Below are 15,891 nucleotides of genomic sequence, written 5' to 3' on the forward strand. Positions count from 1 at the left end.
GACGCGCGGACGGTCAGGTCACGGGGTCGCCGAGGTCACGTACACCGTGGCGTACGAGTTGTCCTTGGCGGCCTGCTTGATGGTGATGGTGACGCCGTACGCGACGCCCGCGTCACCGGGGTTGCCGGTGCCGAGCACGATCGCCCCGCCACCGAGGGTCGCCCCGTAGAACGCCGGCGCCGGCGTCCCGTCGGGGTTGGTGACCCGGGTCGTGTAGGCCGCGCCGCCCCGCGACGGGATGACGACCGAGGCGTCGTTGTCCCGGGCGTACGCGGAGCCGTTGCGGATCTCGATGCCCGGGTACCAGCCCTTGGCGTCGCTGAACGCCGGGACCGGGGCCTGGGCGCCGAAGTTGGTGCAGTACTCGCTGTACGGCTCGTTCGCCGCCTCCAGGCACTCCTTGAAGGGGTACGTCGAGTTCAGCGAGAAGGCGGCGTTGGACGACTGCGGACGGCTGGGCAGGTTGTCCAGCACCGACGGGTCCTTGGCTGCCGCCTCGCCCTGCCGGCGCAGCGGGTCGTTGTGCGAGTCGACGATCAGCAGACCGCCCTTGGCGCCGTAGCTGGGAAGCGCGGTCATCTGCGCGGTGACGTGGTTGACGTCGCCGAGCATCGTGTCCCGGTACCAGACCAGCATGCCCGGCGCGTTGTAGGAGACCCGGTCGACCTTCCACGCCTCGCGCGAGTAGACCGTGTCGTAGGTGTACTTCAGACCGGCGTCGAAGCCGTCGAAGTTGCGCCACTCGGCCAGGTAGTAGTGCGCCTTGACCTGGGTGCCGGCGTCGGTGTGCCAGCCCGCGCCCGTGGTGTCGGTGAAGGTGCCACCGGTGAGGGTCCAGCCGTTGGTGCCGTTCTCGACGTCGTCGCTCCAGGTGGTGGCCCCGCCGCCGGTGACCGAGAGGTCGTCGGCGAACCAGCCGCGCTCCACGAACGCCGCGTCCGTGGCGTAGCGCAGCCGCACCTGCACCGTCTGCCCGGCGTACGCCGACAGGTCGACGTAGTCGTGCCGCCAGCCGTGCGTGTCACCGCTCAGGCCGTACTTCTTGCCGCCGTAGTCGGCCATCCGCCCGTTCGGGTCGCCGTAGCCGTCGTCGGTCGACACCAGCTTGCCGGAGGCGTCGTAGACCTTCTGCTCGGTCCAGGTGGCGCCGCCGTCGGTGGAGACCTCGACGAAGCCGAAGTCCCAGTCGGCCTCGATGATGTAGTTGTTCCACATCCAGAACTTCGCGTCCGCGGCGTTCGGGACGCTCACCTGCCGGCTCAGCTTGACGTCCGCCCAGTCCTGGTCGGCGCCGGAGTACCACATGTTGGCCCCGCTGTGCGGCTGGGCCAGCGTGATCACCTTGTTCGGCAGGTTGATCTTGATGCCGTCCTTGGTGCCGACCGGCGTGCGCGAGGTCTGGCCGAGCTGCACCGTGCGCGCGTCGTCGCCCGGGTTGATGTTCAGCGGGTCGGCCCAGCCGAGCACCCACTTGTCCCAGAGGCCCATGTGGGTGGGCAGGGCCTGGAAGATCTCGCCGGAGTGCGAGCCCGAGGCCATCAGGTCCCAGAAGTCGACGTCCGAGTCGGCGTTGCCCGAGGTGTCGTAGAGGTCCGGCAGACCGAGGTCGTGCCCGAACTCGTGGGAGAACACACCGACGCCGGCGTCCTCCGGCTGCACGATGTAGTTCGACACCCGCAGCTTGGTGCCGGGGATGGTGTAGCCACCGGCCACCGCCGAGGAGTGCGCCCAGACGGCGTAGACGCCCTGGTCGCCGCCGCCGGACGACTTGCCCTTGCCAGCGTGGACCAGCACCAGGTGGTCGATGACGCCGTCCGGCTCGTTGTAGTTCCCGTCCCCGTCCCGGTCGCCCTGGTCCTCAAGGTCGTAGTCGGCCCAGGGGAAGTTCGGGTCCATCTTGGCCAGCGTGTCGATCGCGTCGGTGGCGAGCCGCGCGGCACCCAGCGGGTTGTCCGGGTGGCCGTTCATCGACTGCTGCCGCCCGGCGACCCAGTTGCCGTTCGCGTCGCGGGTGCAGCGGGACGCCGCGTACCAGGCCTCCGAGTGCGGCACGGTGATCCACGGGCTGGCCTGCCCGTCGACCGTGTACGCGCCCTTGGACATCTCCAGGTACATGTTGTGCATGGTGCGCCCGGAGATGTCGACGCCCGGCTTGCCGTCCGGCCCGGTCAGGTCCTTGCGTACCCGCTCGGTGATGCCCTGCTTGGTGTAGAGCATGTTGTCGTAGTGCTGCGGCGAGAAGTCCCGCACCCACATCGAGTTGTTGTCCGCGTGGGGCAGGGTCGCCGGGTCGGCGATGTTGTTGTGCTTCGGGCCGTTCTGGACGGTGCCGGGGACGCAGGTCCGGTCGTCGAAGACCGTCTTCGGCACCATGACGTTGGTGAAGTCGTCGTTGGCCTGGTCGTTGAACTCCACCAGCAGGGTGAGCAGCTTGGCGGTCTGGGTGCCGTTGGCCTGCTTGATCTGGCGCGGGCTCTGGCCGGTCTTGATCGCCTTGGCCTCGAGCTTGGCCAACTCCCGCGCGGTCACCGGGTTGCCCCCGGCGAACTTGCGGTCGTAGGCCCGGGCCTCGTCGACGGCCGAGGTGAAGACCCCGTCCTTGCCCTTGACCTCCTTGCCGGCGGTGTCCGGCTGGACCTCCGGTTCGGCGTAGTTGATGTAGAACTCGTCCGCCCCGATCGTCCGGGCCGAGCCGGACTCCTGGGCGGCCGCGCTGCCGGTCACGGTCAGTGACGCGGCGGCGAGGGCGATGGCGGGCAGCGCGACGAGTAGTCGTCGGCGCGACCCGGATTGCGGAAATGTGTGCATGCCGCTCCGTTCGTGGGGCATGGGAGGAGAGGACCGGGCGGTCGCAGCGACACCTGTCGACCTTGCCCGGTGCGGCTGAACCTAGAGGAACCTGTGCTGTCACTGGGAGGGGTGACAGCGTCCCTCTGCCCGTTCGGCCTGCTGGGCCTCCACCGAACCTCCGATGAGCCCCGCGAAACGACGGTGGGTGACGGCCCGTCCGGACCGTCACCCACCTGATTCGGTACGCCTGCGTCAGTCCTCGTCGGACTTTCCGCCACCCATGCCCGAGGAGATCAGATCCATCACCGAGGAGTCCTGGAGCGTGGTCACGTCACCGAGCGAGCGGTGCTCCGCGACGTCCCGCAGCAGCCGGCGCATGATCTTGCCGGAGCGGGTCTTCGGCAGCTCGGGCACCAGCATGATCTGCCGCGGCTTGGCGATCGGGCCGAGCGTCTTCGCCACGTGGTTGCGCAGCTCCGCGATGAGCTGCTCGCCCGCCTCGCCCGAGATCTCCGCGCTGCCCCGCGGGATGGCGAACGCGACGATCGCCTGGCCGGTGGTCGGGTCGGTCGCGCCCACCACCGCCGCCTCGGCCACCGACGGGTGGCTGACCAGCGCCGACTCCACCTCGGTGGTGGAGATGTTGTGCCCGGACACCAGCATCACGTCGTCGACCCGGCCGAGCAGCCAGATGTGCCCGTCGTCGTCCTTCTTGGCCCCGTCACCGGCGAAGTAGACCCATTCGCCGCCACCACCGCCACCGGCACCCGCGCCGAACCGCGACCAGTACGTCTCGATGAACCGGTTGTCGTCGCCCCAGATGGTCCGCAGCATCGACGGCCAGGGCTCCGTGAGCACCAGGTAGCCGCCGCCACCGTTCGGCACCGACTGGCCCTGGTCGTCCACCACGTCGGCGACGATGCCGGGCAGCGCGGTCATCGCCGAGCCCGGCTTGGCCTCGGTGACGCCCGGCAGGGGCGAGATCATGATCGCGCCGGTTTCGGTCTGCCACCAGGTGTCGACGACCGGCAGCTCGCCCCGGCCGACGTGCTGGCGGTACCAGATCCACGCCTCCGGGTTGATCGGCTCGCCCACGCTGCCGAGCAGCCGCAGCGAGGAGAGGTCGAACCCGGCCGGGATGTCCTCGCCCCACTTCATCATGGTGCGGATCAGGGTGGGCGCGGTGTACAGGATGGTGACCTTGTACTTGTCGACGATCTCCCAGAACCGGCCCTTGTGCGGGGTGTCCGGGGTGCCCTCGTACATGACCTGGGTGGCGCCGTTGGAGAGCGGGCCGTACACGATGTAGGAGTGCCCGGTGACCCAGCCGATGTCGGCGGTGCACCAGTAGACGTCGGTATCCGGCTTCAGGTCGAAGACCGCGTGCGTGGTGTACGACGTCTGGGTCAGGTAGCCGCCGGTGGTGTGCAGGATGCCCTTCGGCCGGGCGGTGGTGCCGCTGGTGTAGAGGATGAAGAGCGGGTGCTCGGCGTCGAACGGCTGCGCGGCGTGCTCCGCCGAGGCCGTCTCCACCGTCTCGTGCCACCAGTGGTCCTTCGCCGACCAGGCGACCTCCTCGCCGGTCCGGCGGACCACCAGCACGTGCTCCACCGACGGGCACTTCGCCACCGCCTCGTCGACGGTCGGCTTGAGCGCCGAGGGCTTGCCCCGGCGGAAACCGCCGTCAGCGGTGATCACCACCTTGGCGGTGGCGTCCTGGATCCGGTTGGTCAGCGCGTCGGCGGAGAAGCCCCCGAAGACCACGCTGTGCGTGGCGCCAATCCGGGCGCAGGCCAGCATCGCCACCGCCGCCTCGGGGATCATCGGCAGATAGATGGCCACCCGGTCGCCGGCGGTCACGCCCAGTTCGGTCAGCGCGTTCGCCGCCTGGCAGGTGAGCTTGTGCAGGTCGGCGTAGGTGAGGGTGCGGGTGTCACCCGGCTCGCCCTCCCAGTGGATCGCCACGTTGTCGCCCCGGCCCGCCTCCACGTGCCGGTCCAGGCAGTTGTACGCCACATTGAGCTGCCCGCCCACGAACCACTTCGCGAACGGCGCGTTCGACCAGTCGAGCACCTGGTCCCACTGCCGGGACCAGGACAGCCGCCCGGCCTGGCGCTCCCAGAAGGCCAGCCGGTCCCCCGCCGCCTCGGCGTACGCGTCCGCGGTCACGTTGGCGTTCGCGGCGAGCTCGGCCGGCGGCGGGAACTGGCGCGTCTCGTTCAGCAAGTTGGCCAATGCCTCGCTCATGCGGTGACTCCTTCTGCGTGACCAGCGTCTCCTACCCGGGTGAGGTTAGTCGGGCCGTACCGCCGCCGCGAGCGCCCTGGGACCGGCCGCGCGCCCAGCGGCCCCCGGCACGCGCCGGGTGGCGAGCCCGCGTGCCGGGGCGGCGGCGGCGAATTGCGGCAGTCCAATGGATCCCCGGGCGCTGGAGGGCCGGATCGCCGCAGCTTGTGTCGATCACGGTGGCCGGGGTCGCCTTCCCGGCGGGCGGCGCCCGGCCGGGGTGGCGGGGTGGATAGCGTGGCAAGGTGACCACCGACCCGCTCGCCCCGCTGCTCGCGCTCGCCGACATCGCGCCCGCCGTCGAGCGAGCCCGCGAGCGGGTCGACCAGGCCCACCGGCACCGCGCGCTGCGCCGACACGGCGGGCAGGTGGCCGCCGAGGTCAGCCTCCGCTCGGCGGTGGCCAGCGCCGCCCTCGAGGGCCGCCCGCACGACCGTGAGGAGGTACGCGCCGGCACGGTCACCGACCCGGTGCTCCAGGGGGCGCTGCGGGTGGCCGGGGCGCTGCCCGGGCTGAGCGAACTCTGGCCGAAGGCCCCCCGGCAGGCGCTCGCCCGGCTGCACGTGCTCGCCGCCCGGGACGTCGTCGCCGAGGCGGAGCTGGGCCGGCCGGTGGCCGACCCGGTGGTCGCGGCCCGCCTCGACGGGCTGGCCGGGCTGGTCGCCGGCGGGACGAAGGTACCCCCGCTGGTGCTGGCCGCGGTGGTGCACGGCGAGCTGCTGAACCTGCGCCCGTTCGCCGGCCCGTCCGGGGTGGTGGCCCGGGCTGCCGCCCGGCTGGTGCTGATCTCGACCGGTTTCGACCCGCGCGGGCTGGTCGCGGTGGACGTGGGCCACCGGGAACGGGAACCGGAGTACGTCGGCGCGGCCGGCGCCTTCGCCACCGGCACGCCGGACGGGCTGCGCTCGTGGCTGCGCCACTACATGTCGGCGGTCGAGCTGGGCGCGGACCAGATCACCCTAATCGGCGACGAGGTCCTCGCCGCCTCCTGACGCCGCCCAGCTGGGCTCGCAAGTTCGGGGAAGTTGCTGCCTCAGGAGGGCGGGCGGCGGCAGTTTCCCTGAAAGTGCTGCCTCAACGCGGTCGAGTGCGCGTCCCGGGGTGCCCCGGAGGCAGGGCCGGTCAGGTGGTGGGGGTGGCGGCGCGGGTACGGCGGTGCCGGCCGTACCAGGCGATGCCGATGGCGACGCCGACGCCGACCCCGAGGGCCGCGGCGGCGACCGGTACGGCGGGGCGCTCCCGCAGCCGTCGGCCCAGCGGGACCGGGTGCCGGAACTCCAGCACCGGCCAGGAGTTCTCGACCGCCAGCTTGCGCAGTGCCCGGTCCGGGTTGACTGCGGTCGGGTGGCCCACACACTCCAGCAGCGGCCGGTCGCTGTACGAGTCGGAGTAGGCGTACGAGTCGGCCAGGTCGTACCCCCGGGCGGTGGCCAGCTCGCCGACGGCGTCGACCTTGCTCGGGCCGGCCGCGTAGAACTCCACCTCGCCGCTGTAGCGGCCCTCCTCGACGGCCATCCGGGTGGCGATCACGTCGGTCACCCCGAGCAGCTCGCCGATCGGCCGGACCATCTCCTCGCCGGAGGCGGAGACGAGCACGACGTCCCGGCCGGCCGCCTGGTGCTCCTCGATGAGGGCGGCGGCCTCCGCGTACACGTAGGGGTTGATCAGCTCGTGCAGCGTCTCCGCGACGATCTGGCGGACCTGTTCCACCTGCCAGCCCTTGCAGAGCGCGGCCAGGTAGTCCCGGGTCCGGGCCATGGTCTGCTCGTCGGTGCCGCCCAGCCGGAACATCAGCTGCGCGTACGCCGACTTGACCACGTCACGCCGGGTGATCAGCCCGTCCCGGTAGAACGGCCGACCGAACGCCAGAGCGCTCGACTTGGCGATGACGGTCTTGTCGAGATCGAAGAAAGCGGCGCTTCGGCCCACGGCGCGAAAGTGTAGCCGGACGGCGGCCTGCCGGCGGGGGCCCGGGGCACCCCGTAGGGGTGGCCGTGACTGCCGCGTTCTGCATAGAGTGACGGTGGTCACACTCTGCGAACACAATTTAGCAATGGGTGGAGCGAGCACCACTCGACGTATACGGGTCCGCTGCGGCATGCTTGTGCGCGACGAGAGTTCACCTCTCGTCGACCGCGAGGCCCTCGGCGGTTGCACCCCCCGTGACCGCTGAGTGGGTTCGGCTCGACCCCCCCGGAGCCGAACCTCCGACGACCCCCGTCTCCCCCCGACGGGGGTCGTCCCCTTGTAGGGAGCGCTCCAACCACGCCGCTCCGTTCCCCTGGCCACGGTTATGCGGACCTGTTCCGGGTCGTCGCGCTGCGGGCCGACTGCGATGCCCTGCCCGTGCCTGGACGATCTCCGCCGTCGATGGCTTCGGTCCCGCCGGTTTGTCCAGTCCGGCGACCGGGTGGCCCGCATCGACCAACGATTTGCCGTAATCGTGCCTCCATAGCAGATCCACTCAACTGTCGGCGGCCATCCACAGCCGCCCGCGCTGTCCACAGGCCGGTGTCACCCGGCGGCGTGCGGCATCTTGCCCCGCCAGGCTTCCCGCAGCATCCCGAGCTCGACCGCTGGAGGCCGCCATGCCGCCCCGTACCCCGCTTCCGCCGCGCCGTCGGCTGCCCCTGCTCGTCACCGCCGACGGTGACCTCCTCGACGAGCTGCTCCGGCTCGCCGCCGCGGGTGGCACCGAGGTCGAGCTGGCCGCCGATCCCGCGGCCGCCCGGGCCCGCTGGGCGCCGGCCCCGCTGGTGCTGGTCGGCGCCGACCAGGCGCAGGCCTGCCTGCGGGCCCGGTTGCCACGGCGGCCCCGCACGGTGCTGGTCGGCCGTTCCGGCCGCCTCGACCCGGGTACGGAGATCGCCGAGCTGATCGGCGCCGAGCACGTGGCGACCCTCCCGGCCGCCGAGCCGTGGCTGGTCGACCGGTTCGCCGAGTGCACGGCCGGCCCGTCCCGTGCCGGCACCGCGCGGGTGGTGGCAGTGCTCGGCGGGCGTGGCGGCGCGGGCGCCAGCGTCCTGGCCGGCGGTCTCGCCGTCACCGCGGCCCGGGCCGGCCGGCGCACGCTGCTGGTGGACGGCGACCCGCTCGGCGGCGGGCTCGACCTCGTGCTCGGCTGGGAGCAACTGGAGGGCCTGCGCTGGCCCGGGCTGGCCGACACCGACGGGCGGGTCGACCCGCCGTCGCTCGTCCGTGCCCTACCCAGCCGAGGTGATCTCGTCGTGCTCTCCTGGGACCGGGGCGACCTGCTGCCCGTGCCGGCCGAGGCGATGGCCGCCACCATCGACGCCGGCCGCCGCGGCCGGGACCTCGTGGTGCTCGACCTGCCCCGGCACCTGGACGACGCGGCCGTCGTCGCCCTGCAGTCGGCGGACCGGGCCCTGGTGGTCGTACCGGCGGAGTTGCGGGCCACCGCCGCTGCGGCCCGGGTGGTCGCCGAGGCCGCGCCGCACTGCGCCGACCTGGCCGTCATCGTGCGCGGCCCGGCCCCCGGCCGGCTCAAGGCCACCGAGGTGGCCCGGGCGCTAGGCCTGCCGCTCGCCGGTACGCTGCGGCCCGAGCCGGGGCTCTGCCGGGGGTTGGAACGCGGGGAGGCGCCCGCCGCCGGCGGCAAGGGCCCGCTCGCGGCGCTCTGCCAGCGGCTCCTCGACGAGTTGACCGGCGAGCCGACGACGGGTGCGGCATGACCGGCCCGACCGACTCCGGAGAACTGGCCGTCCGGGTCCGGCAGCGGTTCGCCGCCGAGGCCACCCCGGTGACGCCCGCCGCCATCGTTTCCGCCGTACGAGCCGAGTCCGGCGCCGCCGTGCTCGGCGACACCGCCCTGCTGCGGATCGCCGACCGGGTGCACGACGACCTCGTCGGCGCCGGCCCGCTGGCGCCCTTGCTGGCCGACCCGGAGGTCACCGACGTCCTGGTCAACGGGGTCCGGGTGTGGGTCGACCGTGGGCAGGGGCTGCGCCAGGTGGCCGTTCCCCTCGGCACCGTCGACGACGTACGCCGGCTGGCGCAGCGGCTCATCGCGTCCGCCGGGCGGCGGCTCGACGACGGCTCCCCGTGCGCCGACGCCCGGCTGCCCGACGGCACCCGGCTGCACGCCGTGCTGCCACCCGTGGCGACCGACGGGCCGTACCTGTCGCTGCGCACCTTCCGGCAGCGCCCGTTCACCCTCGACGAGTTGGTCCGCCAGGGCACCGTGCCACGGCCGCTGGCTCCGGTGCTCGCCGCCGTCGTGGCGGCCCGGCTGGCGTACCTGGTCACCGGGGGCACCGGCTCCGGCAAGACCACCCTGCTCAACACGCTGCTCGGGCTGGTGCCCGGCACCGAACGGATAGTGCTCGTCGAGGACGCCGCCGAGCTGCGTCCCGTCCATCCGCACGTGATCGGGCTCCAGGCGCGTACGTCGAACGTGGAGGGTGCCGGGGCAATCGGGTTGAGCGACCTGGTCCGGCAGGCACTGCGGATGCGCCCCGACCGGCTGGTGGTGGGCGAGTGCCGGGGCGCGGAGGTGGTCGATCTGCTCGCCGCGTTGAACACCGGTCACGACGGCGGCGCCGGGACGTTGCACGCCAACGCCCCGGCGGACGTACCGGCTCGACTGGAGGCGCTCGGGCTGCTCGGGGGCCTGCCCCGGGCGGCCCTGCACGCTCAGGTCACCGCGGCGCTCCAGGTGCTGCTCCAGGTGCGCCGGACCGCCCAGGGGCGGGTGCTGGAGTCGATCGGCCTACTCCTTCCCGAGGGGCCCGACCGGCTGGCCACGGTGGTCCCCGCCTGGGTACGCGGACGCGGGCTGGGCCTCGCCGCCCGGCGACTCGGTGCGCTGCTGGACGAGCGTGGAGTGGTCGTGCCGCCGATTCTCTGCGCGGCCTGGCCCGGGTCGGCGGGTCCCGCGTGACCGGGCTGGTGACCGTGCTGCTGCTCGGCGCCGCGCTGGTGGTGGCCTGGCCGGTACGCGCGGTGCGGGCCCGTCGGCGTGCCGTCCTCGGCACCACCTCTCGACCCGGCCCGGATCCGGCCGTGCCACGCCCGTCGGCCGGACGTCGGGTGTCGCCTCATGGCCGGCGCGGCGGGCAGCCCACGCTGGACCGCCCGCTGCCGGCGCGACCGCCGAATCGACGGGACTCCGCCCATCCGGCTGCCGCCCACCGCCTGGAGGTGGCGGCGGGTCCGTACCTGGCCGCCGGGTCGCTGCGCTCGCTCCCAGGCGTCCCGGCTCCGGCCGGTCCCTGGCGGGACGGGGCGATGCCGATGTCACCGCTCGACGACCGCGCCGGTGATGGGACGCCGTCGCCGGCGCGGGTGAGCGCCACCGGAGCAGCCAGGACCTTGTCGGCCAGCGGTCCGGCCGACGCCGCTGCCGGCACGTTTCCGGTGACCGACCTGCCGTCCGGCAGCGGTTCCGTCGACCGGCGCGCCTGGGGACGGGTGATGGCTCTCGCGCCTCGGCACACCGGGCTGGCGGCGATACTGCTGGGCGGTGGAGCCGGGGTCGTCCTGGGTGGGCCGGTGGCTGCCCTTGTGCTTGCCGCCTACGCGGCGCTCGGCGCCCGGGCGGTCCGCCGCCGGCACGTCGGCCGGGCGGCCGACCAGGCCCGCCGTCGGGAACTGGACCAGCTCTGCACCCTCGCCGCCGACCTGCGGGCCGGGCTCCCGGTCACGCTCGCGCTTGTCGACGGTCCGGACCGGGTGGCCCGGCTGGCCCGGGCCGCCGTACGGCTGGCCGATCGAACCGGCGCGCCCTTGGCCGAGCTGCTCGAACGGGTCGAGGCGGACGCCCGGGCGACCGATCGGGGTTTCGCCGCGGCCGGCGCCCAGGCGGCCGGTGCCCGGGCCACCGCCTGGCTCCTCGCCGCACTCCCGCTCGGCGGCATCGGGCTGGGCTACGCCATCGGCGTCGACCCGGTCACCGTGCTGCTGCACACGCCGGTCGGCGGCGGCAGCGCGCTCGCCGCTGTCGCGTTGCAGATCGGTGGGCTGCTCTGGGCAGAGCGGCTCGGTGCGACGCCGGGGCGGACGGACTGATGGCCCGGCAACTGGTGGCGGTGGCCTGCCTGGCGTTGGCGGCCCTGCTGGTCGTCGCCGGTGGCTCGGTGGGCCGGCCCGTCCGGCGGCTGCGCCGGCTGGCCCGACCGCCATTGGCGGAAGACATCCGGCCGGCGTGGTGGCCGGACCGGATCCGGCTCGGTTCGGGTCTGGCCGGGGTGGCTGCCCTCGTACTGGTGGGAGGCTGGGTCGGCCTGTTCGCGGCGGTGCTGACCGGCGTGACCGCGGACCTCCTGTTGCGGCGTATCGAACCACCCGCCGTCCGGCAGCGGCGGCTGCGCGAGGCCGGCGACCTGCCACTCGCCGCCGATCTGCTGGCGGCCGCACTCCGCGCCGGCGCGCCGGTGGACCGCTCGGTGCTGGCGGTCGCCGAGGCGCTCGGTGGGCCGCTGGCCGAGCGGCTCGGTCGGGTGGGCCGGACGCTGGAGCTCGGCGGTACGGCCGCCGAAGCCTGGACGCACCTGCATCCGGTGTCCGGTGCGGAGCGCCTCGCGGGGGCTGCGATCCGCTCCTCCGACAGCGGCGCCGCCCTGGCGGGCGCGCTCACCCGTCTCGCCGACGACCTGCGCGCCGATCGGGCGACCGCCGCCGAGGCGGCGGCCCGGCGGGCCGGCGTCCTCATCGTGCTGCCCCTCGGGCTGTGTTTCCTGCCCGCCTTCATTCTCGCCGGTCTGGTGCCGGTGATCGTCGCCGTCCTCGGCGATGTGCTGTGATCCCCTCACGACAGGAGTACGACATGCGCAAACTCCTCGCCCGCCTGCGCGGAGACGCCGGGATGAACACCGCCGAGTACGCCGTCGGCACCCTCGCCGCGGTGGCCTTCGCCGGCATCCTGCTGAAGGTGCTCACGTCCGGCAACGTGCAGTCCGCCCTCACCGCCGTCATCGACCGGGCGCTGAAGTGACCGGGCGCCGGCGGGCCGGCCGCCGTCGGGCGGGTCTCCTGCCGTGGCGGAGTTCCGGCACCGGGCACCACAGACGGTGGGGTGACCGGGAGCGTGGCTCCTTCACCGCCGAGCTGGCGGCCGGCCTGCCGGCGCTCGTACTGCTGCTCGTCGCCGGTCTCACCGCGGTCACCGCGGTGACCACCCGAGCGGGTTGCCTCGACGCGGCCCGGGAGGCGGCGCTCGCCGCCTCCCGGGGAGAATCGGGGTCCGTCGCCGGCGCCCGGCACGCCCCGCCCGGCGCCGACATCTCGGTCACCGTCTCCGGCGACCGGGTCACCGCGACGGTCCGGGCCCCGGTTCGCACGTTCGGCGCGCGGCTGCCCCGGATCACCGTCTCCGCCACCGCGGTGGCCGCCGTCGAACCCGGTACACCCGGACCTCGCCCGTGAGCCCGGACGCCGGTCGAACCGGGTACACCGCGACCTCGCCCGTGAGCCCGGGCGCCGCCTCCGGCCCGGCCGCGCATGCCGGGACCACCACCGGAACCGGGCGCTGGAGTGTCCTCGGGCGGGGGCGCTGGCGCGCAGCCCGCGCGCCGGGGCGACGCGCGGCGGACCGGGGCGGGGCGACGGTCTGTCTGCTCGCCGTCGGCCTGGTCTACGTGGTGGTGGGCTGCTTCGGCGCGGCGCTCGGCGCGGCCCGCGTGGCGCGGCAGCAGGCCCGCGCCGCCGCCGACTTCGGCGCGCTGGCGGGAGCCGGCCGGGCGCTCGACGGCGACGCGGTGGCGTGCCGGCGGGCCGGCGAGTTCGCCGGGGCCAACGACGCCCGGCTGGTGGCCTGCCGGCTCGACGGACTCGACGTCCTGGTCACGGCGCAGGTGACGATCTCGCCCATGCCGTGGCTGACCCGTACCGCCACGGCGACCTCCCGGGCCGGCCCGGTGCGCGGTTGAGCCGTCGGTCCCGGGCACAGGTGCGCACCGAAGCGCGCGGTACGGAGCCATCGCCGGGCGGAAAGCCGGGGCCGGACGGTCCGCTGCACGGTCCGTCCGGCCCCTACTGCGCCCGGCATTCCTGCGTGGTCCGGCCCTCCGCCGGCCGCACCGCTGGCGGTCAGCGGCTCTGGAGGGCGTCCAGGCCGACCGCCATGGCGATGACCAGTCGCCGGTCGATCTGCGGGTTCTGGATCTCGACGACGTACCGGTCGCGCAGGCCCCACTTCTTGACGACCGAGAACACCGGCTGGCCGCCGGCCACGAAGTCGAAGTGGTACGGCAGCCAGGAGAGGGAGTCGACGAACCGGCGCAGCAGCGCCACCGGCAGGCTGCGCTCCTGCCCGGTGATCTGCGGCAGGCCGGCCTGCTCGACGTGCCAGGTCGACCGCAGCAGCGACTGGGCGAAGTCCTTGCGGAACAGGCCGATCGGGTTGCCGGCGTGGTCGGTCACGTCGTACGTGGCGCCGAGATCGAGCCGCTGGCGAGCCTTGAAGCCGAGCAGTGGGTACTGCTTGGAATCGTCGGTGTAGATGGTCACCTGCTCCTTGAACGCGAGCCGCTTCTGCTGCGCGAACGCCAGCAGCGGGCCCTCGGTGCCGTCCGGTGCCACCGCGCGGACCTCGTACTGGTTGACCATCATGCGGATCCGCTGCCGGATGAAGAACTGGTGCTGGGCCTGCAGGCTGTCGAGCTGCATGGAATCTCCTTCGAGGGGGAACGCCGGAGTTTGGCACAGCTTGACCCCCGGCGTCGTCCCGGCGAGCGGCGTGTCCGACTGATCGGCGCCGATGCAGTCAGCGTCCGCCGTCGACGGTCGCCTTCATCGCCCAGGCGTTGAGGACCTGGTGGATGCCGCGTAGGCGCTCGTTGATCTGTTCCAGGCGCTCGGCCTGGGCCAGGCCGGCCAGCGCGCTGCCCAGGGCGATCTGCTGGTCGGGGGTGAGATTCTCCTGGTCGATGGTGTAGAGCAGGTCGACGGTCTCGGCGATGGTGTCGGCCACGGCTTCTCCTTGGCGGGAAGAGTGTCAGGGTCCCTGAGGAGCGCCTGCCACGGTGAGGGCGGCATATGGAAGCGCTCCCATGGCTCAATGCCCCACCGCCCCCCGCCCATGCACGTGTCCCACCATCCAGACACGCCGGCCCGGCGTCGCACCCACAGCCGAGCCCGACGGGGTGCGAGCCGGTCAGGCCGCCGCAGGGCGAACGGCTCAGTCGGGCGCGGAGCCCTCGGTCACGGTGCGCTCCGGCACCCGCCCGTCCTGCCGAGGCAGGGCCGCACGCGAACCGCCGCCCGCCGCGTCATCCGAGCTTCCGGCCGCGCCGCCCGCCCCGACGAGTGCGGCGCCCGTCGCGCCGCCACCCGAGCTTCCGGCCGCGCCATCCGCGCCGACTGGTGCAGCACCCGCCGCGCCGGCCGGGCCGGTCGGCGGGCCTTCCGCCGAGTTCGTCCTGGTCAGGTTGGCGAGCACCACGTCGAGGACCTTCACCGCGCCTGGTTTGGAGAGCGGGTTGTTGCCGTTGCCGCACTTCGGGGACTGGACGCAGGACGGGCACCCCGACTCGCAGCCGCACTCGGCGATCGCGTCCCGGGTGGCGCGTAGCCAGGCCGACGCCGTCCGGTACGCCCGTTCGGCGAAGCCGGCCCCGCCGGGGTGACCGTCGTAGACGAAGACGGTGGGCGCCTCGGTGTCCGGGTGCAGCGCGGTGGAGAGACCACCGATGTCCCAGCGGTCGCAGGTCGCCATCAGCGGCAGCAGGCCGATCCCCGCGTGCTCGGCGGCGTGCAGCGCCCCCGGGATGTCCGCCGCCTCGATCCCGGCGGTGGCCAGTGATCCGGGCGAGACGGTGAACCAGACCGCGACGGTGCGCAGCTCCCGCGCGGGCAGGTCCAGCGGCCGGGTGTCGATCACCTCGCCGGTGGCGATCCGCCGCCGCTGGTACGACACCACCTGGCTGGTCACGTCCACCTCGCCGAGGAAGAGCCCGACCGGCCCGGCGTCCACGTACGAGCGGACCGACACCACGGACAGCGAGGTGACGTCGCGGGCGTGGGTGGACCAGTCCGGCTCCTCGGCGTGCACCAGCGCGCAGCCGTCCGCCAGGTCCAGCGAGTCGACCACGTACGAGACGCCCTGGTGCAGGTAGACCGCGCCGGGGTGGACGAGGAAGTGCGACGAGCCGCCGTCGACGGTGCCGAGCAGCCGGCCGGTGGACTCCTCCACCACGCAGATTGGCGCGCCGTCCTCGCCGCGCAGGTCGACCTCGGGGCGCTCCCGGTGCCGCCAGTACCAGCCGGTGGGCCGCTGCCGCAGGGCGCCCGTCGCCACCAGCGAGTCGACCGCCTCCTTCGCTCCCTCGCCGAAAAGTTCCAGGTCGGCGGCGGTGAGCGGGGCCTCGTGCGCGGCGCAGGCGAGCTGCGGGGCGAGCACGTACGGGTTTGCCGGATCGAGCACGGTGGCCTCGACGGGCCGCCCGAACAGCGCCTCCGGGTGGTGCACCAGGTAGGTGTCCAGCGGGTCGTCCCGGGCCACCAGCACGGCCAGGGCCTCGTCGCCGGAGCGGCCGGCCCGGCCGGCCTGCTGCCACAGCGAAGCCCGGGTGCCGGGCCAGCCGCAGATCAGCACCGCGTCCAGCCCGACCAGGTCGACGCCGAGTTCCAGGGCGTTGGTCGAGGCGAGTCCGAGCAGGTCGCCGTGCAGCAGCGCCCGTTCCAGCTCGCGCCGCTCCTCGCGCAGGTAGCCGGCCCGGTAGGCGGCCACCCGGTCGCCCAGCCCGGGCACCGCCTCGTCGAGCGCCCGCCGGGCGTTCGCGGCGACCACCTCGGCCCCGCGCCGGGACCGGACGAAGGCGAGGGTGCGTACCCCCTCGACCACGCTGTCGGCCAGCA

13 protein-coding genes and 1 pseudogene are annotated in these 15,891 nt (G+C 73.8%); 8 read left to right on the plus strand and 6 right to left on the minus strand.

Going from position 1 to position 15,891, the window contains the following annotated elements:
- Window positions 1-18: 18 nt before the first annotated feature.
- Both ONA70_RS26175 and acs read right to left on the minus strand, forming a co-directional pair.
- Window positions 19-2,829, minus strand: a complete 2,811-nt coding sequence (locus ONA70_RS26175) for an immune inhibitor A (RefSeq protein WP_265009144.1) — start codon at window positions 2,827-2,829, stop codon at window positions 19-21.
- A 213-nt stretch (window positions 2,830-3,042) separates the two neighbouring features.
- Window positions 3,043-5,037, minus strand: coding sequence for an acetate--CoA ligase (gene acs / locus ONA70_RS26180; RefSeq protein ID WP_265009145.1), 1,995 nt, complete (start codon window positions 5,035-5,037; stop codon window positions 3,043-3,045).
- Between the two features lie 284 nt (window positions 5,038-5,321).
- Between acs and ONA70_RS26185 the strand changes: the two genes are divergently transcribed.
- Window positions 5,322-6,068 carry a Fic family protein gene (locus ONA70_RS26185; protein ID WP_265009146.1) on the plus strand — a complete coding sequence of 249 codons (747 nt, stop codon included), beginning with the start codon at window positions 5,322-5,324 and terminating at the stop codon, window positions 6,066-6,068.
- A 130-nt stretch (window positions 6,069-6,198) separates the two neighbouring features.
- Here ONA70_RS26185 and ONA70_RS26190 read toward each other — a convergent pair whose 3' ends face one another.
- Window positions 6,199-7,005, minus strand: a complete 807-nt coding sequence (locus ONA70_RS26190; RefSeq protein WP_265009147.1) for an HAD family hydrolase — start codon at window positions 7,003-7,005, stop codon at window positions 6,199-6,201.
- A gap of 659 nt (window positions 7,006-7,664) precedes the next feature.
- Between ONA70_RS26190 and ssd the strand changes: the two genes are divergently transcribed.
- Genes ssd through ONA70_RS26225 form a run of 7 tightly spaced genes read left to right on the plus strand, consistent with a single transcriptional unit; the run spans window position 7,665 to window position 12,962 of the window.
- Window positions 7,665-8,768 (plus strand): septum site-determining protein Ssd, encoded by a 1,104-nt coding sequence (gene ssd, locus ONA70_RS26195; RefSeq protein ID WP_265009148.1) that lies wholly within the window; start codon window positions 7,665-7,667, stop codon window positions 8,766-8,768.
- Window positions 8,765-9,976 (plus strand): TadA family conjugal transfer-associated ATPase, encoded by a 1,212-nt coding sequence (locus ONA70_RS26200; protein WP_265009149.1) that lies wholly within the window; start codon window positions 8,765-8,767, stop codon window positions 9,974-9,976. Before ssd ends, ONA70_RS26200 begins: the two co-directional genes overlap by 4 nt.
- Window positions 9,973-11,103, plus strand: a complete 1,131-nt coding sequence (locus ONA70_RS26205; protein ID WP_265009150.1) for a hypothetical protein — start codon at window positions 9,973-9,975, stop codon at window positions 11,101-11,103. The genes ONA70_RS26200 and ONA70_RS26205 overlap by 4 nt, the downstream gene beginning before the upstream one ends.
- Window positions 11,103-11,837 carry a type II secretion system F family protein gene (locus ONA70_RS26210; RefSeq protein ID WP_265009151.1) on the plus strand — a complete coding sequence of 245 codons (735 nt, stop codon included), beginning with the start codon at window positions 11,103-11,105 and terminating at the stop codon, window positions 11,835-11,837. The genes ONA70_RS26205 and ONA70_RS26210 overlap by 1 nt, the downstream gene beginning before the upstream one ends.
- A 23-nt stretch (window positions 11,838-11,860) precedes the next feature.
- Window positions 11,861-12,028 (plus strand): DUF4244 domain-containing protein, encoded by a 168-nt coding sequence (locus tag ONA70_RS26215; protein ID WP_076470820.1) that lies wholly within the window; start codon window positions 11,861-11,863, stop codon window positions 12,026-12,028.
- 38 nt (window positions 12,029-12,066) lie between these two features.
- A complete protein-coding gene (locus tag ONA70_RS26220) occupies window positions 12,067-12,459 on the plus strand; it encodes a TadE family type IV pilus minor pilin (RefSeq protein WP_265009155.1) in 393 nt (130 codons plus the stop codon).
- A 41-nt stretch (window positions 12,460-12,500) separates the two neighbouring features.
- The gene (locus ONA70_RS26225) at window positions 12,501-12,962 is read left to right on the plus strand and encodes an Rv3654c family TadE-like protein (protein WP_265009152.1); all 462 of its coding nucleotides are present in this window, start codon (window positions 12,501-12,503) and stop codon (window positions 12,960-12,962) included.
- A gap of 160 nt (window positions 12,963-13,122) precedes the next feature.
- On the opposite strand, the gene ONA70_RS26230 is transcribed toward ONA70_RS26225, so the two are convergent.
- The 3 genes and pseudogenes from ONA70_RS26230 to ONA70_RS26240 form a co-directional block, all read right to left on the minus strand.
- Window positions 13,123-13,701 (minus strand): LURP-one-related/scramblase family protein, encoded by a 579-nt coding sequence (locus tag ONA70_RS26230; protein WP_265009153.1) that lies wholly within the window; start codon window positions 13,699-13,701, stop codon window positions 13,123-13,125.
- A 97-nt stretch (window positions 13,702-13,798) separates the two neighbouring features.
- Window positions 13,799-14,005 (minus strand): hypothetical protein, encoded by a 207-nt coding sequence (locus tag ONA70_RS26235; protein WP_265009154.1) that lies wholly within the window; start codon window positions 14,003-14,005, stop codon window positions 13,799-13,801.
- 453 nt (window positions 14,006-14,458) lie between these two features.
- Window positions 14,459-15,891, minus strand: a pseudogene (locus ONA70_RS26240) (Zn-binding domain-containing protein); the annotation flags it as partial.

Origin of the sequence: Micromonospora yasonensis (assembly GCF_026013475.1) — a bacterium.
Taxonomy (GTDB): domain Bacteria; phylum Actinomycetota; class Actinomycetes; order Mycobacteriales; family Micromonosporaceae; genus Micromonospora; species Micromonospora yasonensis.